We start from the raw sequence: 18646 nt of genomic DNA on the forward strand, positions 1-18646 counted from the left end.
CGACAGCGAGCGTCCAGCGAACCCCGGCCCCCGCCGCCGATCGTCCGGCACACTCGCACGTCACCGGAAGATCTGCCGTCCCGTTGCGATCCCGCAACGGCCGCAGGACGTTCGGACACGCCAGAGGTCCAGACCATTGACGTCGCAGAGCGGCCGATGGTAGACCAACCCGCCAATAGGTCTACTGGCGCGTCTGCGCGTGTCGAATGCGAGGTACCCCCCATCATGGCGACATCCGTTTCCCGCGCCCGGCGGTTCGCCGCCGGTGTGGCCGCGGCCGGGCTGGCCCTGTCCGGGCTCGCCGCCGCCGGCACGACGGCCGCGACCGCGGCCACAGACGACTCCGGCGACTCCGGCGACGACGAGCCGACGTCGCTCACCATCGCGGTGGCACAGGAGGTCGACTCGCTGAGCCCGTTCATCGCGGTCCGGCTGCTGACCACCAACATGGGCCGCTGGATGTACGACTTCCTCACCAACTACGACCCCGAGACCGGTGAGACGATCCCGGCGCTCGCGGAGGACTGGGAGACGTCCGAGGACGGCCTCACCTGGACCTACTTCATCCGCGAGGACGCCACCTGGACCGACGGCGAGCCCGTCACCGCCGAGGACGTCGCCTGGACGTTCAACACGATGATGACCGACCCGGCCGCCGCCGAGGCCAACGGCAACTTCGTGGAGAACTTCGCCTCGGTCACGGCCACGGACGAGCACACCGTCGAGATCGTCCTCGACGAGCCGCAGGTCACCATGCTCGCGCTGGACGTGCCGATCCTGCCGGAGCACATCTGGTCGCAGGTGAGCGACTTCGGCGCGTTCAACAACGACACCGAGTTCCCCATCGTCGGCAGCGGGCCGTTCGTCCTCACCGAGTACGAGCCCAACGTGTCGATCACGCTCGAGGCGAACCCGGACTACTGGCGCGGCGCGCCGAAGTTCGACCAGCTGGTCCTGCGCTACATCGACGACCCCGACGCGCAGGTCGAGGCGCTGCGCAGCGGTGAGGTCGACTTCGTCTTCGGCCTGACGCCGGCGCAGTACGAGACGCTGCAGAACGAGGAGAACATCACCGTCAGCGCCGCCCAGGGCAAGCGGTTCCAGGCCATCACGCTGAACCCGGGCGCGCGGCTGCAGGACGGCACCCCGTTCGGCGACGGCCACCCGGCGCTGCAGGACCCCGTCGTCCGCGAGGCGCTCGTGCGCACCATCGACCGCGACGCCATCTACGAGGTCGCCTACGGCGGCCTGGGCGAGGCCAACGGCGGCTACATCCCGTCGCGCTACGACACCTACCACTGGGAGCCGTCGGAGGACGAGACGATCGGGTTCGACATCGACGAGGCCAACCGGCTGCTCGACGAGGCCGGCTACGCGCCCGGTGACGACGGCGTCCGCGTCGGCCCCGACGGGCGGCCGCTCTCGTTCCGGTTCAACGTGCACGGCGACAACCCGCAGTACATCCAGGCCGCCGAGATGATGGCCGAGTGGGCCGGCGAGGCCGGCATGGAGCTGCTGGTCGAGCCGGTGTCCGAGGTCGGCTCGCTGCTCGACGAGGGCACCTACGACATCCTCACCACCGGCTGGAACGTCAACCCGGACCCGAACTACGTCCTGTCGATCAACCTGTGCAGCGGGCTGCCGACGGAGCTCGGCGGGCCGTACCTGTCCGACGCGTACTACTGCAACGAGTCCTACGACCAGCTCTACGCCGAGCAGCTCTCCGAGCTCGACGTCGACACCCGCGCCGGCATCGTCAAGGACATGCAGAAGACGCTCTACGACGACAACGTCTTCGTCGTGTGGGGCTACGCCGACCAGCTCGAGGCCTACCGCAGCGACGTCATCGCGTCGATGACGCCGCAGCCGGACCCGGGCGGCAACTACTACGGCCAGGACGGCTACTGGAGCTGGTGGTCCGCGGTCCCGGCCGGCGAGGAGGACTCCGCGGGCAGCGGCGGCTCCGGCGACGACGGCGGCAGCGACGACGACGGGTCGAACACCGGCCTGATCGTCGGCATCGTCGCCGCGGTGGTCGTGGTCCTGCTGCTGGCCTTCCTGCTGCTCCGGCGCCGCGGCGCGACCGCGGACGACCGCGAGTAGGAGCTCGATGGCTGATTCGGCACTGCCGACCGCGCCGGTCCCGCAGCTCGCTCAAAGCGTGCGGGACCGGTCCGGCGTCCGGCGCAGGCTGCGGTACTACGGCGAGAAGCTCGGCGGGTCGCTGATCTCGCTGTTCGCCGTCATCCTCACCAGCTTCTTCCTGTTCCGCATCATCCCGGGCGACCCGGTGCGGACGATGACGCACGGCCGTCCTGTGAGCATCGAGCAGCAGGAGCAGCTGCGCCGCGACTTCGGGCTGGACAAGCCGCTGGTCGAGCAGTTCTGGTCCTACCTGACGGGCGTCCTGCGGCTGGACTTCGGCGACTCGTTCCAGTTCAACCGGCCGGTCACCGACCTCATCGGCGACCGGATCTGGCCGACGGTGCTGCTGGTCGGCACCAGCGTGGTGATCTCGGCGGCGCTCGGGCTGTGGCTGGGCGTGCGCGGCGCGTGGAACCACGGCAGCGTCGGCGACCGCGTCAACACCGGCGTCGCGCTGACGCTGTGGTCGGTGCCGAGCTTCTGGCTGGGCCTGATCCTCATCGTGATCTTCGCCTCCGAGCTCGGCTGGTTCCCGACCAGCGGCATGGAGAGCACCGGCGTCGAGGGCTGGGAGCGCATCCCCGACATCGCCCACCACATGGTGCTGCCGCTGGTCACGCTGGTGGCCGTGGTCTACGCGCAGTACCTGATGATCATGCGATCGTCGCTGCTGGACGAGATGGGCAGCGACTACATCGTCACCGCCCGCGCGAAGGGGCTGCGCGACGTCATCGTGCGGCGCCGGCACGCCGTCCCCAACGCGCTGCTGCCCACCGTCACGCTGATCTTCGTCAATCTCGGCTTCGTGGTGTTCGGCGCCGTGCTGGTCGAGACGATCTTCACCTGGCCCGGTCTGGGCCAGCTGTTCTATTCCGGCCTCAGCGTGCCGGACCTGCCACTGGTGCAGGGGCTGTTCATCCTGTTCTCCGCGGCGGTGATCCTCATGAACCTGCTGGCCGATCTGCTCTACCCCGTCCTCGACCCGAGGGTGCGGCCGTGAACGGGCTGGTGTGGGCCCGCCGACGGCGGACGGTCGCGCGGTTCTGGTCGTCCTACCGGCAGAACCGCGCCGGGGTCTTCGGGCTGGTCGTGCTGGCGCTCTTCGTGCTGACGGCGCTGCTGGCGCCGGTCATCACGCCGGACAACGCGCTGAGCGTCACCCGGCCGCCGGGGTCGCCGCTCGAGGGGCCGAGCGCGGAGTTCCCCCTGGGCACGGACCGCTCCGGCCGCTCGATGATCGACATGATCATCTGGGGGTCGCGGGTCTCGCTGACGGTCGGGTTCTGGGCGACGTTCATCTCGATCGCGTTCGGCACCCTGTTCGGAATCCTGGCCGGGCACTTCGGCGGCTGGGGCTCCAGCCTGCTGATGCGCGTGACCGACTGGTTCCTCGTCATGCCGTCGCTGGTCCTGGGCGTCGCGCTGGCCGCCGTGCTCGGCCGCAGCCTGACGACGATCATCGTCGCCATCGGCGTGACGTCCTGGCCGACGACGGCGCGTCTGGTGCGGGCCCAGACGCTCGCCGTCGAGGCGCGGCCGTACATCGAGCGGGCCCGGGCACTGGGCGGCGGGCACCTGCACGTCATGTCGAACCACGTGCTGCCCAACGTCATGCCGATCGTGCTGGCCCAGACCACGCTGATGGTGGGTTCTGCGATCCTGACGGAGTCGACGTTCGCGTTCCTGGGGCTCGGCGACCCGACGACGGCGTCCTGGGGCGCGACCATCCAGGCGGCCCGCGACGTCGGCGCCGTCAGCTCGCGGATGTGGTGGTACATCCTGCCGCCGGGCATCGCGATCGTGCTGGTCGTGCTGGCGTTCACGCTGGTCGGCCGCGCCATCGAGGGCGTCCTGAACCCGAAGCTGAGGGAGCGCCGCTGATGGCTCTGCTCGAGGTCGACGACCTGACGGTCACCTACCGGACCGCCGGGGGCGACGTGCCCGCCGTGCGCGGCGTGTCGTTCGCGCTGGACGCCGGCCAGAAGCTGGGCCTGGCCGGCGAGTCCGGCTGCGGCAAGTCGACCATGGCGCTGGCGCTGCTGCGGCTGCTGCCGACCACGGCCCGCTTTACCGGTGAAATCCGCTTCGACGGTGAGGACGTCCTGTCGATGTCGTGGGGCCGGCTGCGGGCGGTCCGCTGGGCCGGCGCATCGATCGTCTTCCAGGGCGCCATGCACTCGCTCAACGCCGTCCAGCGCATCGGCGCGCAGATCGCCGAGCCGATCCGGCTGCACTCCCCCAAGACGGGCGACGCGGAGGTCCGGCGCCGCGTCGGCGAGCTGCTCGAGCACGTCGGCCTGCCCGCCCGGCGCGCCGACGCCTACCCGCACGAGCTGTCCGGCGGGCAGCGCCAGCGGGTCATGATCGCCATGGCGCTGGCCTGCGACCCGCAGCTGATCGTCGCCGACGAGCCGACGACCGCGCTGGACGTGATGATCCAGGCGCAGATCCTGACGCTGATCGAGTCGCTGGTCGCCGAGCAGGGCATCAGCCTGCTGATGATCAGCCACGACCTGTCCGTGCTCGCCGACACCTGCGACCGGCTCGCCGTCATGTACGCCGGCCGCATCGTCGAGGAGGGCCCGGCGGCGACGGTGTTCGGCGCGGCCCGGCACCCCTACGGCGCGGCGCTGGCGGCGGCGTTCCCGCGGATCGGCGACCCGGCGTCGCGACGGCGGCCGCAGGGCCTGGCCGGCGACCCGCCCGACCCCGCCGACCTCCCCGCCGGGTGCGCGTTCCACCCCCGCTGCGCCGTGCGGCTGGACCACTGCGACGCCGTCGACCCTGAGCTCTGGCCGACGGCCGACCGCCAGGTCCCAGACGGCGGCGAGTTCCGCAAGGTCAGGGAGGCACGCCCGGCCGGCGACGGCGCCCGCGCGGCCTGCGTGCGGGTGCTGCCGGACGACGGCGTGGGTCTGGCCGCAAGCGAGAGGGAGTCCGCGTGAGCGACCCGATCCTGTCCGCCGACGACGTCCACGTCGAGTTCGAGGCCCGCCGGGGCGGCGGCCGGGCGCGCGCCGTCGACGGCGTCAACCTCGACATCGCGCCAGGCGAGATCGTCGCTCTGGTCGGCGAGTCCGGCTGCGGCAAGACGACGCTGGCCCGGACGCTGCTCGGGCTGGAGAAGCCGACCTCCGGGCGGGTGCTGCACCGCGGCACTCCCCTGGCCTACACCTCGCGCGCGCTCAAGAGCTTCCGCCGCGACGTGCAGCTCGTCCTGCAGGACCCGAGCGGCTCGCTGAACCCGCGGCACACGGTCTACGACGCCGTCGCCGAAGGGCTGCGCATCCACGGGGACGTCCCCGACGAGCGGGAACGGGTCGCCGACGCGCTGTCGCGGGCCGGGCTGCGGCCGCCGGAGCGGTTCTTCCTGCGCTTCCCGCACGAGCTGTCCGGCGGGCAGCGCCAGCGCGTGGTCATCGCCGGCGCGCTGGTCCTGGAGCCGAACGTCATCGTCGCCGACGAGCCGGTCGCGTCGCTGGACGCGTCGGTGCGCGGCGAGATCCTGGCGCTGCTGCTGCGGCTGCGCGACGAGCTGGGGCTGGCGGCGCTGGTGGTGACGCACGACCTCGGGCTGGCCTGGAACATCGCCGACCGGGTCGCCGTCATGTACCTGGGCCGCATCGTCGAGACCGGGCCGGTGGAGAAGATCCTCACCGCGCCGGAGCACCCGTACACGCAGGCGCTGCTGTCGGTGCTGCCGGAGTCGCCCGGCGCGCCCGTCGTGCTGCAGGGCGAGCCGCCGGACCCGACCCGGATCCCGTCGGGCTGCCGGTTCCACGCCCGCTGTCCGGTGCTGGCCTCGGGCGCGGCGGCCGCGGCCGGCGTGGACGGGCGCTGCCGCGGCGAGGACCCCGGCGTCCTGGCCGGCGGGACGGCCACCCAGGTGGCCTGCCACTATGCGTCGGCGGTCAGCCCGGCTGACGACCCGGCTGCGGCAGCCCGGCCCTGAACTGCTCGAACCCCTCGGCCACCATCTCGCGCAGCGGCCGGTCGGTCAGGCCGTGCGCCCACAGTTCCATGGACGTCTTGACGGCCTGGGCAGCGGCGCCGGCGATGAGGTGCGGGTAGAGGTCGCGGCCCGCGTCGGTACCGGTGCGCGCCGCGATGGCCGCGGCGAACCGGCGGCGCATGGCGTCGAACGCGGCCAGCTGGCTGGCGATGACCGTGGGGTTGGCCATGACCATGTCGATCTGTGCGATCATGCGGTCGCGGGCCGCGGGACTGTCGTCGAGCGTGCCGAGGTACACGTGCTGCAGGCTGTCCCACACGGGCTCGTCGGCCGGACGCAGCTCGAGCTCGTCGATCAGCCGCTCCGACCAGTCGATGATGGAGGCGACGATCGCCTCCTCGCGGCTGGAGAAGTAGTTGTGGAACGTGCGAGGCGAGACGTCGGCGGCCGCGGCGATGGCCTCGACGGTGACGTGCTCGACGCCCAGTTCGACGGCGAGCCGGTTGGCGGCGGCGCTGAGGGCGGCGCGGGTGGCCGCCTTCTTGCGCTCGCGCAGGCCCACTTCTCCTGTCATGTCAACTATTCTAGTGGATTTTTTGCGGCACGCGCAAAACTTCGGTGAATGCAAACTTGCACAGCGGTCCCGGACAGGCGAACGGGCGGCCCGGACCTCTCCGTCGGGCCGCCCGTCCTTTCACCGGGGGGTCTAGCGCTGTGCCGGCTCCGGTTCCGGCAACGCCGGCGCCTCTTGCAGGTGCCGGCTGAGCTTCTCGCCCTCGACGTCGACGTTGGGCAGCAGCCGGTCGAGCCAGCGTGGCAGGAACCAGGCCCGGCTGCCCAGCAGCGTCATGGCGGCCGGGACTATGGTCATGCGGACGACGAACGCGTCGAACGCGACCGCCGCGGCCAGCGCGAGGCCGACCTGCATGATGACGTCCTCGCCGCCGAAGATGAACGCGGCGAACACGCTCATCATGATCAGCGCGGCCGCGCTGACGACGCGGGCGCCGTGCTGGAAGCCGATGACCACGGAGTCCTTCGGCGACGCGCCGTGCACGTGCTCCTCGCGCATCCGCGTGACGAGGAAGACCTGGTAGTCCATGGCCAGGCCGAACACCACGCCGATGAGGAAGATCGGCAGCATGCTGATGATCGGGCCGGTCTGCTCGATGCCCAGCAGGCCGTTGAACCAGCCCCACTGGAACACCGCGACGATGGCGCCGAACGTCGCACCCATGGTCAGCAGGAAGCCCAGCGCGGCCTTCAGCGGCACCAGCAGTGACCGGAACACCAGCATGAGCAGGACGAACGAGAGCCCGACCACGAGCGCCAGGTACGGCAGCAGCGCCTCGGTCATCCGCTCGGAGAAGTCGATGTTGACGGCCGTGGCGCCGGTGACGGACACGCTGGCCCCGGACTCTTCGGCGACGGCGCCGACCTGGTCGCGGATGTCGCCGACCAGGGCCTCGGTCTCGGCGCTGCCCGGGCCGAACTCGGGCACGACGTTGATGATCGCGGTGTCGCCGGCCTCGTTCGGTACCGGCCCCGTGACGGTGGCGACCCCGTCGAGACCCTCGAGGGACTCGGCGACGGCGTTCGCGGCAGCCAGCGGGTCCGCACTGCCGGCGCCGTCGACGACCACCGTGAGCGGGCCGTTGAAGCCGGCACCGAAGCCCTCGACGGTGAGATCGTAGGCCTCGCGCTGGGTGCTGCCGGGCGGCGAGCTGCCCTCGTCGGGCAGGCCGAGGCGCAGGTCGAGCAGCGGCGCGGCGAGCGCGAGCATGCCCGCGACCGCGATGGCCAGCACCGGGATCGGCCGCCGGGTCACGAGGTTGGCCCAGCGCCGGCCCAGGGTGGGCTTGCCGCCGTCGTCGGCCCGCTCGCGGATGTGCCGCAGCCCCGGGATCTTGCCGCCCAGGACCCGGTGCTTGGCGAAGCCGAGCAGCGCCGGCAGCAGACTGAGCGCGATGACGACGGCGATGCCGACGGTGAGCGCGGCGGCCACGCCCATCTCGGTCAGCATGGGGATGTTGACGACGAACAGGCCGGCCAGGGCGATCATGACGGTGAGGCCGGCGAAGACGACCGCGGACCCGGCGGTGCCGACGGCGCGGCCGGCCGCTTCTTCGCCGTCGCGGCCCACGGCCAGCTCGTGCCGGAACCGCGACACGATGAACAGCGCGTAGTCGATGCCGACGGCCAGGCCGAGCATGAGCGCCAACGTCGGCGTGCTGGACCCGATGTCCATGAACCCGCTGGCCGCGGTGATGGCGGCCATGCCGATCATGATGCCCAGGACGGCGGTCAGCAGCGGCAGGCCGGCCGCAATGAGCGAGCCGAACGTGATGATGAGGACCACGGCTGCGACGCCGATGCCGATGAGCTCGGTGCCGGCCGGCTCCTCGTCGCTCATGGCCGCCTCGCCGCCGAGCTCGACCGTCAGGCCGGCGTCGCGACCGGTGTCGGCCGCGGCGGTGAGCGCCTCGCGTGCCTCGTCGGTGAGGTCGAAGAACGGCACGGTGTAGGTGACCTGCGAGAACGCGATGGTGCCGTCCTCGGACACGGTGCCGATCTCGAACGGGTCGGGGACGGCGGCGACCTGCGGCGCCGTCGTCAGTTCGGCGAGGACGTCCTCGACCGCGGCCTGGTTGTCCGGGTCGGTGAGCGTCTCGCCCTCGGGGGCGGCGAACACGACGCGTGCCGTGGCGCCGTCGGTGTTGCCGCCCGGGAAGCGCTCCTCGAGCAGGTCGAACGCTTCCTGGGACTCGGTGCCGGGGATGGAGAACGTGTCGGACGTGGGTCCGGACAGGGTCGAGGCGCCCACCCCGAAAAGCGCGACGAGGCCCAGCCAGATGGCCAGCACCACCCCGCGGCGCCGATAGGAGAACCGGCCGAGCCGGTAGAGGAATGTCGCCACCGATGACTCCAAGGGTTGAGAAGAGCGACGTCAGAACACCACGGCGAAGCTGTGAACAGCCTGAGAGCGAGGTGACCGGTGCCCCACGCCGGTGTGAGACTGCGACTACCAGGCTGCCCCGGCCGCAATCTGACACTAACTGACTTCTTGCGGACTGTGCAAATCTTCTCGGTTGGCAACTTTGCTTCGCGGGCAGGACGGCCGCTCGTCATCTCCGCTTTGCCGGATTCCTGACCGATGGTCACTTCCGCCCCCTACCGTCCGGCCATGACGATCCGAGCGCGCAGACGCGCAGGTGTGACGGCCGCACTGATGACCGCCGCGGTGGCGGCCCCGCTGGCGGTCATGGACACGGCCGCGGTCGCCGAGGAGGCGCGCCTGGGTCAGCAGACCCTCTGGCGCGAGAGCTTCAACGGCCTGTCCGCCTCGGTCGAGGCGGAGGGCTACTCCCACCGGCCCCCGCAGGGCTGGTCGGTCGAGGTCACGCCCGAGATGGAGGCCGGCGGCGTCGACGACTGGCGCGGCTGGTCCTTCACGACGCGCGAGTTCTGGACCGCGGCCGAGGACCAGATGCGGTTCCGCTTCGGCCGCGCCGACGACGTCATCGCCGTCGCCGACTCCGACGAGTACGACGACGGCACCGGTGCCGCCGGGCGGTTCGACACCACGCTGGTCTCGCGGCCGGTCCGGGTGTTCGGCCACCCCGAGCTGGAGCTGGCCTTCGACTCGCACCTGCGGCCGTGGACCGGCCAGTCCGCCACGGTCACCGTCGAGTTCGACGGCAGCGGCGAGGAGACGACGCTGCTGCGCTACGACTCCACCAACACGACGAACGACTACGACGGCGACCTCGCCAACAGCACCGAGGTGCTGCGCTTCGCCGTCCCGTCCGGCGTGCGGCAGGCGGTGTTCAGGTGGCGCCTCGACGCCCCGCGCAACTCCTGGTACTGGGCGATCGACAGCGTCTCGGTGCGCACGACCGCCACCGCGACGCCGTCGTTGGACGACGCCACGCAGCTCTGGGTCGTCAGCGACATCCAGGGTCACCCGCGCGACTTCGCCCACGGCCTGCGCGACTTCGACGCCGTCCGGCCCGACGGCGCCGGCCTGCTGATCGCCGGCGACATCGTCCCGACGGGGACGCTGGCGGAGTGGCGCCAGATCGACGACGTCGTGTCCGGCGCGGAGGCGGCGGGGATCATGCCTCCTGAACTGGTGGCTGCGATCGGAAACCACGAGAGCTACGCGGCCGAGTCGTGGGAGACGCTGCGCGACCGGTTCCTCGACTTCGCCGGCCGCGACGAGGTGTACGGCGAGTACGTGCTGTCCGGTGGCGGCGGCGACGTGCCCGTGCTCGTGATCGGCCAGGAGTTCCCCCGTCCGCCCGAGGTCGGCATGTCCGACGAGCAGGTGGCCTGGCTCGACGAGCGGCTGGACTACTGGACCGCGCGCAAGAAGCAGGTCCTCGTCATCGCCCACTTCCCCCTCGGCGACACCGTGTCGGCCTCGTGGATCCCCTGGTACCACGAGAGCTACGACCGCAACGACGAGTTGACCGCCATGTTCGGCGAGCACCCGAACGTGATCTTCCTGACCGGCCACACCCACTACCCGTTCGAGCTCGGCGACTGGGCCGTCCGCCGGCGCGTCCCCGGCGGCCACCCGGACGGGTTCCTCGCCATCAACACCGGTGCCATGCACATCGAGTGGGACGCGCGCGGCGAGAACACGAGCGGCATCGGCGAGGTCACCACCCGCGACATCAACCGCGGCCTCACCATCGACGTCTACGCCGACCGCGTGGTCATCGAGGCGCGCGACTTCGGGCTGGCCGGCGCGTCCGGGGACAACGAGGTCAACGAGGTGCTTCGCCACCTCGAGGTCGCCAACCCCCTGCTGCACGGCCGGAAGCGCTGAGTTCTGCCGGCTCTTCCATTACCGTGAGACGATGCAGGGCGGTGGCGACGACGGCGATCGCGTGCGGCGCGCGGCGGAGTCGCTGCGCGCCCTGCACGACGAACTGCCGGCGCTCGCTGAAGGTCTGGACCGCTCGATCCGAAAGCTTGTCGAGAACACTGTCGAGCCGCTCGAACAGGCCGATCTCGTCAAGGAGGCACACGGGGTCCGGCTGACCGGCACCGAGATGACGGCGGCCCGTGAGGACGCGTTCGCGTCGATCGCACACGTGCTCCCGGGCTACGCCGACGAGATCGAAGCCCTGTTACGCCCCGCCGACGGCCATGGCTCTGGTTCGGCGCCGGTCATCTCGATCCCGCCGCCGCCCGCCCCTGCCGTGAGTGTGGTGACGACCGCCCAGGACACCGCGACCGTCCAGCAGAACCTCCCCGATGCGGACGCCCATCGGCGCGCGATCAACCAGGTGGTGGCTCGCTTCCCACCGAAGCTGCAGGAACTCGCTCGGAAGCTCCTGTTCGGGCACTCCGCACACGCCGTCCAGCGCCACGGCCACCACCTCCGCCGCGAACAGCAGATCGCCCGCACTCAATGGCAACTGGATCCCGCGGGCGTGGATGGCTGGAGGCTCAACTCGGACGGGTCCGCGGAGTCCTGGCGTGGTCACGGCGACGGTCCGCACGGAGTCGGCGCAACGAGCGGCCACTACGCTTCGCCGGAGGCCGTCGCCAAGCCCTTGGCCGCATTACTCGGGGCGGCCGGCCGGACCCAGGCCGAACTTGACGCCCACCTGAATCGTCTGACCGGTGGCAAGACGATCGCCAGGGTGTTCCTGCGCCCGTCGGATGCGGGCATCAGCTCTGACGATGTGGTCATGGTTCGCGGGCCAGGTACGGACACGGAGGATGGCGATGCACTCTGGAAGAGCACCCGCGACGGTTCCATGGCCGGTCTCGGTGCGCCACCCGCGGTCCGCGACTACGACATGGTGACGCGGGGTAAGCGGCCCGGGAGCCTCATGATCCTGGTCCGGCGGCCGAATCAATCATGGCGCCTCGTGACGAGCTACTTCTTCGACGACCGCGACAACCTGCTGGACTACGTGGAGCTGTGATGGAGATCAGCGAGAACTTTCGACGGTGGCGCCAGGAGTTCAGCGACTATGGCGGCGATCTGATCGACTTCTATGTGGAGGCTTGCGACAACGTCCCGGCGTGGCTCGATTCCAATCACGAGAACATCCGCGGGTTTCGCGACGAACTGGCCGGGCACATCCGTGACTCGTCGGTCGGGCCGTTCCCGTCGGAGACGCAATGGACCACCGACGAATACCTGCGGAACCTCTGGTTCGACGTGTTCGGGGCGGAGCCGCCGCAGGACGATCCATACCCCGTCCCGCGCGAGCGCTGGGGTCGGCACCGGATGACCACCTACATGCGCGACATCCCGTACCGGCATCCCGAGCGGGTGCGCCCGGAAGCCCTGACGTGGTTGGAAGCGCGCGGCGTCACCATCGAAGACCTCGCCGCCTACCGTGAGCCGGGGGCGGAGGTGGAGTACTCGCGGCCCGAGCCGCCCGGATTCCGGGACCGCCTCGCCGAGCTGACGGCCGCCGGCAAGCGGTCCGGCCCGGCCGAGGGCGACCGGGTCGCCGAGGCGCGCGCCGACCTGCTCGACGCGAAACAGAGCTACCTCGAGACCGGCCACACGGAGCAGGCTGCCGCCGTCGACAAGATCCTCGCCGACCGCGAGCCCCGCGACGAGTAGCCCTCATGACGAAACCACTCAGGCGAGCGTGCTCAGGCCGAACGCGACGCTGAAGCCGAGCACCGTCGCCAGCCCGGTCGACGGACCACCGAACTCGTAGGCCTCCGGGACCATCGTGTCCGTCAGCATGGTGAGCAGCGCGCCCGCCGCGAACGCCTGGACCAGCGCCACCGTCCCACCACCGGCCGACCCGAGGAAGTACCAGCCGGCCCAGGCGGCCACGCCCGACACGACCGTCGTCCCCGCCCACAGGAGCAGGATCGACCGGCTCGAGGTGCCGGAGGCTTTCAAACCAGCGGTCGCGGACATCGCCTCGGGCAGGTTCGACAGGAAGACGGCGGCCAGCATGGCGACGCTCACGCCACCGCCAGCGACCAGCGTCGTGCCGAGGACGACCGACTCCGGGATGCCGTCGAGCACGGTGCCGAACGCGATGGCCGCGCCGCCGCCGGCCGCCTGGGCACCGGTCGAGCGCTTGCGGTTCGCGCCGCCCATCCGGTCGATCATCAGGTCGCCGACGTAGAAGGTGACGGCGCCGGCGATCAGGCCGGTGAGCAGCACCCACCCATTGCTCTCCTCGAACGCGTCCTCGACGAGGTCGTACGCGACGGCGCTGATCAGCACGCCGGCGCCGAACGCCATGACGAGCGCCACCAGCCGCTGCGGCAGCGGCCGGGCGAGCACGATCAACGCCCCGATGATCAGCGACGAGCTGGCCAGCAGCCCCCACAGCAACGCGCTCACGTTCGGACGATAGCCCTCGCGCCCGGCGCGGGACTCAGATTTCGACCACGTCGCCTGCACTCATGATCATCAAGGATCCGTGGGGTCAGGGCACCACGAATCCTGGATGATCATGGGCCGTACCCCTAGACCAGGGCGGGGACGTCGAGGGTGAGGGTGCCCGCGGAAGCGTCCAGCGTGGCGGGAACGCCCAGCGGCACCGTGATGGTCGACGGGCCGTGACCGAAGCCGAGGTCGGTCACGATCGGCACCCCCAACCCACCCAGCCGATCCAGCATGAGCTCCTCCACCGGCTCGCACTCGTGCCACGACCCCAGGGCGATGCCGGAGACGCCGTCGAACCAGCCGGAGCGCAGCAGGTGCGTCACGAACCCGTCCAGCCGGTACGCCTTCTCCCCCACATCTTCCAGCAGCACCACCGCGCCCGCCGCCGACGGCAGCCCCGTCGGCGTGCCGATCTCCGACGCCAGCAGCGCGAGGCAGCCGCCCACCGTCACGCCCGACGCCACCCCGGGCACCAGCGCACGCGCCGACGACGCGCCCAGCACCAGCGACGACGGGGACGACGGCGTGAACAGCAGCGACCGCAGCAGGGAAGCGGTCGACGGCGACGAGACGAACGCCTCCGTCGCGACCATCGGGCCGTGCAGGGTCGCCACGCCGAGACGCCGCGCGAACGCCGAGTGCAGCGCCGTGATGTCGCTGTAGCCGACGAAGATCTTGGGCGCGGCCGCCGCCATGGCGGACCAGTCCAGCAGCTCGGACAGCCGCTGCACGCCGTAGCCGCCGCGCGCGCACAGGACCGCCGCCACGGACGGGTCGCACCACGCCTCCTGCAGGTCCCGGGCCCGATCCAGATCGGACCCGGCGAGGTAGTCCAGCGACGGGTGCGCGTCCAGCACGTGCGGCATCACCAGGACGTCGAGGCCCCAGGACCGCAGCACCGCGCACCCGGCCTCGAGCCGGTCCTTGGGCACCGGACCGGCCGGGGCGACGACGGCGACACGGTCACCCGGGGTGAGCCGGCCCGGACGCCGCAGCGGCACCACAGCAGGAACCGCAGGCGTCCCCGTCACGACGACGCCGTGAAGCCGAAGACCTTCGCGTAGAGCTCCAGTTCCTTCTCCAGCGCCGTCACGATCGTCTCCTTCCGGCGGAAGCCGTGCTGCTCCCCCTCGAACGCGATGTACTCGTGCGGCGGCCCGCCGATCTCGTCGATCCGCTCGACGAAGCGGGCGGTCGGGCCGGGCGGGCAGACCTCGTCCTCGAGCCCCTGGAGCAGCAGGAACGGGACGGTGAACTTCTCCGGCACGTTCATGGGCGAGCGCTCGCGGTACACCGACTCGGCGTCGGGCCAGGGCCCGACCAGCCCGTCGAGGTACTGCGACTCGAAGTCGTGGGTCTCGCCGGTGCGGAACGCGACCAGGTCGAGGACGGGGTACATGATCGTCGCGCAGGCGAAGACGTCGGTGAACGCGATCGCCGCCGCCGACGTCCAGCCACCGGCCGAGCCACCGCGGATCGCCAGCCGCGAACCGTCGGCCGCACCCTCGTCGACGAGGGCCTTCGCCGCGGCGACGCAGTCCTCGACGTCGACGACGCCCCACTGGCCGCGCAGCCGCTCGCGGTAGGAGCGGCCGAACCCCGTCGAGCCGCCGTAGTTGACCTCGACGACGCCGAGCCCGCGGCTGGTGAAGTAGGCGACCTCGAGGTCGTGCACCATGGGCACCCTGCTGGTCGGCCCGCCGTGCGCGAACACGACGTACGGCGGCTTCTCACCGGCCATGCCGCCGAACCGGGAGCCCGACGGCTCGTACACGATCGCGTGCACCTCGCGCCCGCCCGGACCCGGGAACGTCCGTGCCTCCGGCCGCGGCAGCGACGTGACCGGCACCGACAGCGTCGACTGCACGACAGCCGACACCGCGCCGCCGGACGCCTCGACCACCTCGAACGGCGTGACCGGAGACGCCGCGACGCCGTAGACCGTGCGCCCGGACACCGCGAGCGTCGGCGCCCACTCGGTGTGCTGGTCCTCGAGCAGGTCGTAGAGCAGACCGGACCGGGTGTCGAGCACGTTCAGACGGGCCGCCGCCCGACCGCGGATCACCACGACGTCGCCGCCCTCGAGCGGCGCGAACCAGCGCAGCCCCAGCTGCCAGAGCGGCCCGGCGAACTCCTCGGCGCGGTCGCACAGCACCTCGGGCTCGCCCACGCGAGCAGCGCCGGCGCCGCCGTCGTCCTCGGACAGCCGGACCCGGTGCAGGTTCCACCAGCCGGTGCGGTCGGTCGCGATCAGCAGCGCGTCGGGCGTCTCCCACTCGGCCTGCGCGATCGACTCGGACTCCCCGCCGGCGACGGTGACGGGATCGCCCACCGTCCCGTCCGGCCCGACGGCGGCCACCCGCAGCACCGTCGAGTCCCACGGCATGTCCGGGTGCTCCCAGCCGATCCATGCCAGCCGCCGGCCGTCGGGCGACGGGCGCGGGCAGGCGAGGAAGTGCGTGTCCTCGACCAGCACCCGCACGTCGCCGGACCCGTCCAGCGGCACCGCGACCAGCGCCCGCCGCACGTCGGTCGGCGCGGGCCCGGTGTGCTCCTCGCGGATGCACCAGACCTCGGTGCCCGACGGCGACAGCACCGGTTCGGCGTAACGCAGCCCCGACGGGATCTGCGGCGACGGCGTCAGCGGTGCCGGCTCGTCGTCCGAGCCCGGGATGTACCGGTACAGCCGCTGGTCCGTGTACTCGGCGAAGACGACGGCGGCACCGGCGCCACCGTCGGGCACCACCACGTACGCCATGCCGCCGTACTCGTGCACCCGGGTGCGGAGGTTCCACGGCGCCGGCAGCACGACCTCGGGCTCGGACGCGCCGTCGCGCAGCCGCAGCAGCGCGACCCGGCCGCCCTCGGCGGGCTGGGGGCGGGTCCACCACAGTGCCCCGCCGTCGTGGCTGACCCAGCCGGGACGGCCGTCGTTCTCGGCGACGATCTCGGCGGTCACCGGCGACGGCCAGCTCCCGTACGGTGCGGTATCGGGCACGGTGCTTCTCTCCAGACGCAGGACGGCAGAGGTCAGGTGGTGAGGAACCGGTCGAGCACCCGGACGCCGAACTCCAGCGCGTCGACGGGCACCCGCTCGTCGACGCCGTGGAAGAGCGCCGAGTAGTCCAGGTCCGGCGGCAGCCGCAGCGGCGCGAAGCCGTAGCCGGTGATGCCGAGCCGCGAGAACTGCTTGGCGTCGGTCCCGCCGGCCATGCAGACGGGGACGACGTGCGCGTCCGGGTCCTCGGCCAGCAACGCGCCGGCCATGGCGGCGAACGTGGGCGACGCGGGGTCGGCGGACAGCGCGACCTCGGCGTGCGCGTACTCCCAGGCGACGGACGGGCCGGCCAGCGACGTCACCGTCGCCTCGAACTCGTTCCGCGCCTCCGGCACCACCCGGCCGTCGACGTACGCCGTCGCCGTCTCGGGGATGACGTTCACCTTGTAGCCGGCGCTCAGCATGGTCGGGTTGGTGCTGTTGGACAGCACCGCCTCGACCAGGACCCGCGCCGGGCCGAAGCGCTCGACCGTCGCCCGGACGCCGTCGTCGCTGGACAGGTCGACCGGTACGCCCAGCGCCGCGCCGATGCCCTCGAGCGATGCCCGCACCGTCGGCGTCAGCCGCATCGGCCACCGGTACTCGGCCAGCCGGTGCACCGCCCCGGCCAGCGCCGCGACCGCGTTGTCGCCGTTGATCCGCGACCCGTGGCCGGCCCGGCCGCGCGCCGTCAGCTTCAGCCAGGCGGTCCCCCGCTCCCCCGCGGCGACGGGGTACAGCCTGCGGCCGCCGGCGTGGAACGTGTAGCCGCCGGACTCGCTGATGCCCTCGGTGACGCCCTCGAACAGGTCGGCGTGCTTGGTGACGAGCCAGGTGGAGCCGTGCGCGGCGCTGGCCTCCTCGTCGGCGGTGAACGCGAGGACGACGTCGCGCGGCGGGCGGCGGCCCTCGCGCGCCCAGGCCCGGACGACGGCGAGCATCATCGCGTCCATGCCCTTCATGTCGACGGCGCCGCGGCCCCAGAGCATGCCGTCGCGGACCTCGCCGGAGAACGGGTGCACCGACCAGTCGGCGGCCTCGGCCGGCACGACGTCGAGGTGACCGTGGACGAGGATCGGGTCGCGGCCGGGGTCGGTGCCGGCGATGCGGGCGACGACGTTGGCGCGGTTCGGCGCGGACTCGATGAGCGTGGCCTCGATGCCGGCCTCGCCCAGCTTCTCGGCGACGTACTCGGCGGCCGGCCGCTCACGCCCAGTGCCGTCGCCGGGGTTCGTGGTGTCGATGCGGATGAGGTCGGAGGCCAGGGTCAGGACGTCGGGCTCAGCCATAGTGGTTCTCGATGCCGTTCGAGATCAGGGTGGTGACCGCCTTGAAGCAGCGGATCAGGTCGTACGCGGTGCCGGCGATGTAGCGCACCCGGCGCTCGGCGACGCGTTCCACCGTCGGGACCATACCCGCGAAGTCGGCCAGCTGCGTGGCGTCGACCTCGATCTCGACGGTGTACGGGCCGCGGTTCGTGGCGGGCTCGTGCCGGACGGCGAGCGCGACGGCATGCTTGGCCTCGACGCGGATGGTCTCGAAGGTGCGCGCCGGCGGGCGGCAGCGGGCCGCGTAGCGCGACACGTAGTCCTTGACGGCGGCCGTGCGGGCCAGTGGGGCATACGTGGCGGCGTCGTCGCAGGCGCGGTCGTCGCCGGTGACGAGCACGACCGGCGTGCCGTACTCGGCCGCGACCAGCGCGTTCAGCCGGCCCTCACTGGCGGGATCGCCGTTCACCCACACGCCGGTGATGGAGTTGGGCAGGTAGGTGTGCGCCAGGACGCCCTCGGCACCCGCGCCCGCGTGGTACCCGAGGAAGACGACGCCGTCGACGTCGCCGGCCTGCAGGCCCTCGACCATGGTCAGCGCCTTGTGCCGCCCGGTGATCATGGTGGCGCGCTCGTCGAGCTGCTCGAGCAGCAGGTTGCGCATGGTCGCGTGCGCCTCGTTGACCAGCACCTCGTCGGCGCCGCCGTCGAACAGGCCCGCGATGGCGCCGTTGACGTCGGACGTGAACATCGCCCGGCAGCGCTGCCACTGCTCCGTCCCCGGCTCGACGTCTGCGGGCCACGTGACGCCGGTCGCGCCCTCCATGTCGGCCGAGATCAGCACCTTCATAGGGGGC

The 18646-nt window shown here is 71.8% G+C and carries 15 protein-coding genes; 8 read left to right on the forward strand and 7 right to left on the reverse strand.

The genetic code is table 11. The features are described from left to right. The first annotated feature begins 225 nt into the window (after positions 1-225). Genes HD601_RS22310 through HD601_RS22330 form a run of 5 tightly spaced genes read left to right on the forward strand, consistent with a single transcriptional unit; the run spans position 226 to position 6097 of the window. Entirely contained in the window at positions 226-2103 is a 1878-nt protein-coding gene (locus tag HD601_RS22310; RefSeq protein WP_184825585.1) for an ABC transporter substrate-binding protein, read from the forward strand. 7 nt (positions 2104-2110) lie between these two features. Next, complete coding sequence (locus HD601_RS22315) at positions 2111-3145, forward strand: ABC transporter permease (RefSeq protein WP_184825586.1); 1035 nt, start codon at positions 2111-2113, stop codon at positions 3143-3145. Next, complete coding sequence (locus HD601_RS22320) at positions 3142-4026, forward strand: ABC transporter permease subunit (RefSeq protein WP_184825588.1); 885 nt, start codon at positions 3142-3144, stop codon at positions 4024-4026. The genes HD601_RS22315 and HD601_RS22320 overlap by 4 nt, the downstream gene beginning before the upstream one ends. Beyond that, complete coding sequence (locus HD601_RS22325; protein WP_184825590.1) at positions 4026-5090, forward strand: ABC transporter ATP-binding protein; 1065 nt, start codon at positions 4026-4028, stop codon at positions 5088-5090. Before HD601_RS22320 ends, HD601_RS22325 begins: the two co-directional genes overlap by 1 nt. After that, complete coding sequence (locus tag HD601_RS22330; RefSeq protein ID WP_184825592.1) at positions 5087-6097, forward strand: oligopeptide/dipeptide ABC transporter ATP-binding protein; 1011 nt, start codon at positions 5087-5089, stop codon at positions 6095-6097. The genes HD601_RS22325 and HD601_RS22330 overlap by 4 nt, the downstream gene beginning before the upstream one ends. Here HD601_RS22330 and HD601_RS22335 read toward each other — a convergent pair. Continuing rightward, positions 6057-6671, reverse strand: a complete 615-nt coding sequence (locus tag HD601_RS22335) for a TetR/AcrR family transcriptional regulator (RefSeq protein ID WP_184825594.1) — start codon at positions 6669-6671, stop codon at positions 6057-6059. The genes HD601_RS22330 and HD601_RS22335 overlap by 41 nt on opposite strands. 132 nt (positions 6672-6803) lie before the next feature. Continuing rightward, positions 6804-9014 (reverse strand): MMPL family transporter, encoded by a 2211-nt coding sequence (locus tag HD601_RS22340; protein WP_184825596.1) that lies wholly within the window; start codon positions 9012-9014, stop codon positions 6804-6806. A gap of 267 nt (positions 9015-9281) precedes the next feature. Here HD601_RS22340 and HD601_RS22345 point away from each other — a divergent pair, with 267 nt between their 5' ends. Genes HD601_RS22345 through HD601_RS22355 form a run of 3 tightly spaced genes read left to right on the forward strand, consistent with a single transcriptional unit; the run spans position 9282 to position 12695 of the window. Continuing rightward, entirely contained in the window at positions 9282-10931 is a 1650-nt protein-coding gene (locus HD601_RS22345) for a metallophosphoesterase family protein (protein WP_221441208.1), read from the forward strand. Between the two features lie 31 nt (positions 10932-10962). Continuing rightward, positions 10963-12042, forward strand: a complete 1080-nt coding sequence (locus HD601_RS22350; RefSeq protein ID WP_184825598.1) for a hypothetical protein — start codon at positions 10963-10965, stop codon at positions 12040-12042. Then, on the forward strand, positions 12042-12695 hold the full coding sequence (locus HD601_RS22355; RefSeq protein ID WP_184825599.1) for a hypothetical protein: 654 nt from the start codon (positions 12042-12044) through the stop codon (positions 12693-12695). The genes HD601_RS22350 and HD601_RS22355 overlap by 1 nt, the downstream gene beginning before the upstream one ends. Positions 12696-12713: 18 nt before the next feature. On the opposite strand, the gene HD601_RS22360 is transcribed toward HD601_RS22355, so the two are convergent. The 5 genes from HD601_RS22360 to HD601_RS22380 form a co-directional block, all read right to left on the reverse strand. After that, positions 12714-13439 (reverse strand): ZIP family metal transporter, encoded by a 726-nt coding sequence (locus tag HD601_RS22360; protein ID WP_184825600.1) that lies wholly within the window; start codon positions 13437-13439, stop codon positions 12714-12716. A 125-nt stretch (positions 13440-13564) separates the two neighbouring features. Beyond that, positions 13565-14515: a S66 peptidase family protein gene (locus HD601_RS22365; RefSeq protein WP_221441209.1), complete on the reverse strand. Its 951-nt coding sequence runs from the start codon at positions 14513-14515 to the stop codon at positions 13565-13567. Further along, on the reverse strand, positions 14512-16482 hold the full coding sequence (locus HD601_RS35935; RefSeq protein ID WP_184825601.1) for a prolyl oligopeptidase family serine peptidase: 1971 nt from the start codon (positions 16480-16482) through the stop codon (positions 14512-14514). Before HD601_RS35935 ends, HD601_RS22365 begins: the two co-directional genes overlap by 4 nt. 32 nt (positions 16483-16514) lie before the next feature. Then, positions 16515-17810 (reverse strand): M20/M25/M40 family metallo-hydrolase, encoded by a 1296-nt coding sequence (locus HD601_RS22375; RefSeq protein ID WP_184825602.1) that lies wholly within the window; start codon positions 17808-17810, stop codon positions 16515-16517. Next, positions 17803-18639 (reverse strand): M55 family metallopeptidase, encoded by an 837-nt coding sequence (locus tag HD601_RS22380; RefSeq protein WP_184825603.1) that lies wholly within the window; start codon positions 18637-18639, stop codon positions 17803-17805. The genes HD601_RS22375 and HD601_RS22380 overlap by 8 nt, the downstream gene beginning before the upstream one ends. Between the last annotated feature and the right edge of the window lie 7 nt (positions 18640-18646).

Origin of the sequence: Jiangella mangrovi (assembly GCF_014204975.1) — a bacterium.
In the GTDB taxonomy this organism is placed as follows: Bacteria; Actinomycetota; Actinomycetes; order Jiangellales; family Jiangellaceae; genus Jiangella; species Jiangella mangrovi.

Excerpts from the sequence above, each read along its gene's own strand:
- HD601_RS22310 (WP_184825585.1), top strand. The coding sequence starts at position 226 with ATGGCGACATCCGTTTCCCGCGCCCGGCGGTTCGCCGCCGGTGTGGCC.
- HD601_RS22315 (WP_184825586.1), top strand. The coding sequence starts at position 2,111 with ATGGCTGATTCGGCACTGCCGACCGCGCCGGTCCCGCAGCTCGCTCAA.
- HD601_RS22325 (WP_184825590.1), top strand. The coding sequence starts at position 4,026 with ATGGCTCTGCTCGAGGTCGACGACCTGACGGTCACCTACCGGACCGCC.
- HD601_RS22335 (WP_184825594.1), bottom strand. The coding sequence starts at position 6,671 with ATGACAGGAGAAGTGGGCCTGCGCGAGCGCAAGAAGGCGGCCACCCGC.
- HD601_RS22345 (WP_221441208.1), top strand. The coding sequence starts at position 9,282 with ATGACGATCCGAGCGCGCAGACGCGCAGGTGTGACGGCCGCACTGATG.
- HD601_RS22350 (WP_184825598.1), top strand. The coding sequence starts at position 10,963 with ATGCAGGGCGGTGGCGACGACGGCGATCGCGTGCGGCGCGCGGCGGAG.
- HD601_RS22355 (WP_184825599.1), top strand. The coding sequence starts at position 12,042 with ATGGAGATCAGCGAGAACTTTCGACGGTGGCGCCAGGAGTTCAGCGAC.
- HD601_RS22375 (WP_184825602.1), bottom strand. The coding sequence starts at position 17,810 with ATGGCTGAGCCCGACGTCCTGACCCTGGCCTCCGACCTCATCCGCATC.
- HD601_RS22380 (WP_184825603.1), bottom strand. The coding sequence starts at position 18,639 with ATGAAGGTGCTGATCTCGGCCGACATGGAGGGCGCGACCGGCGTCACG.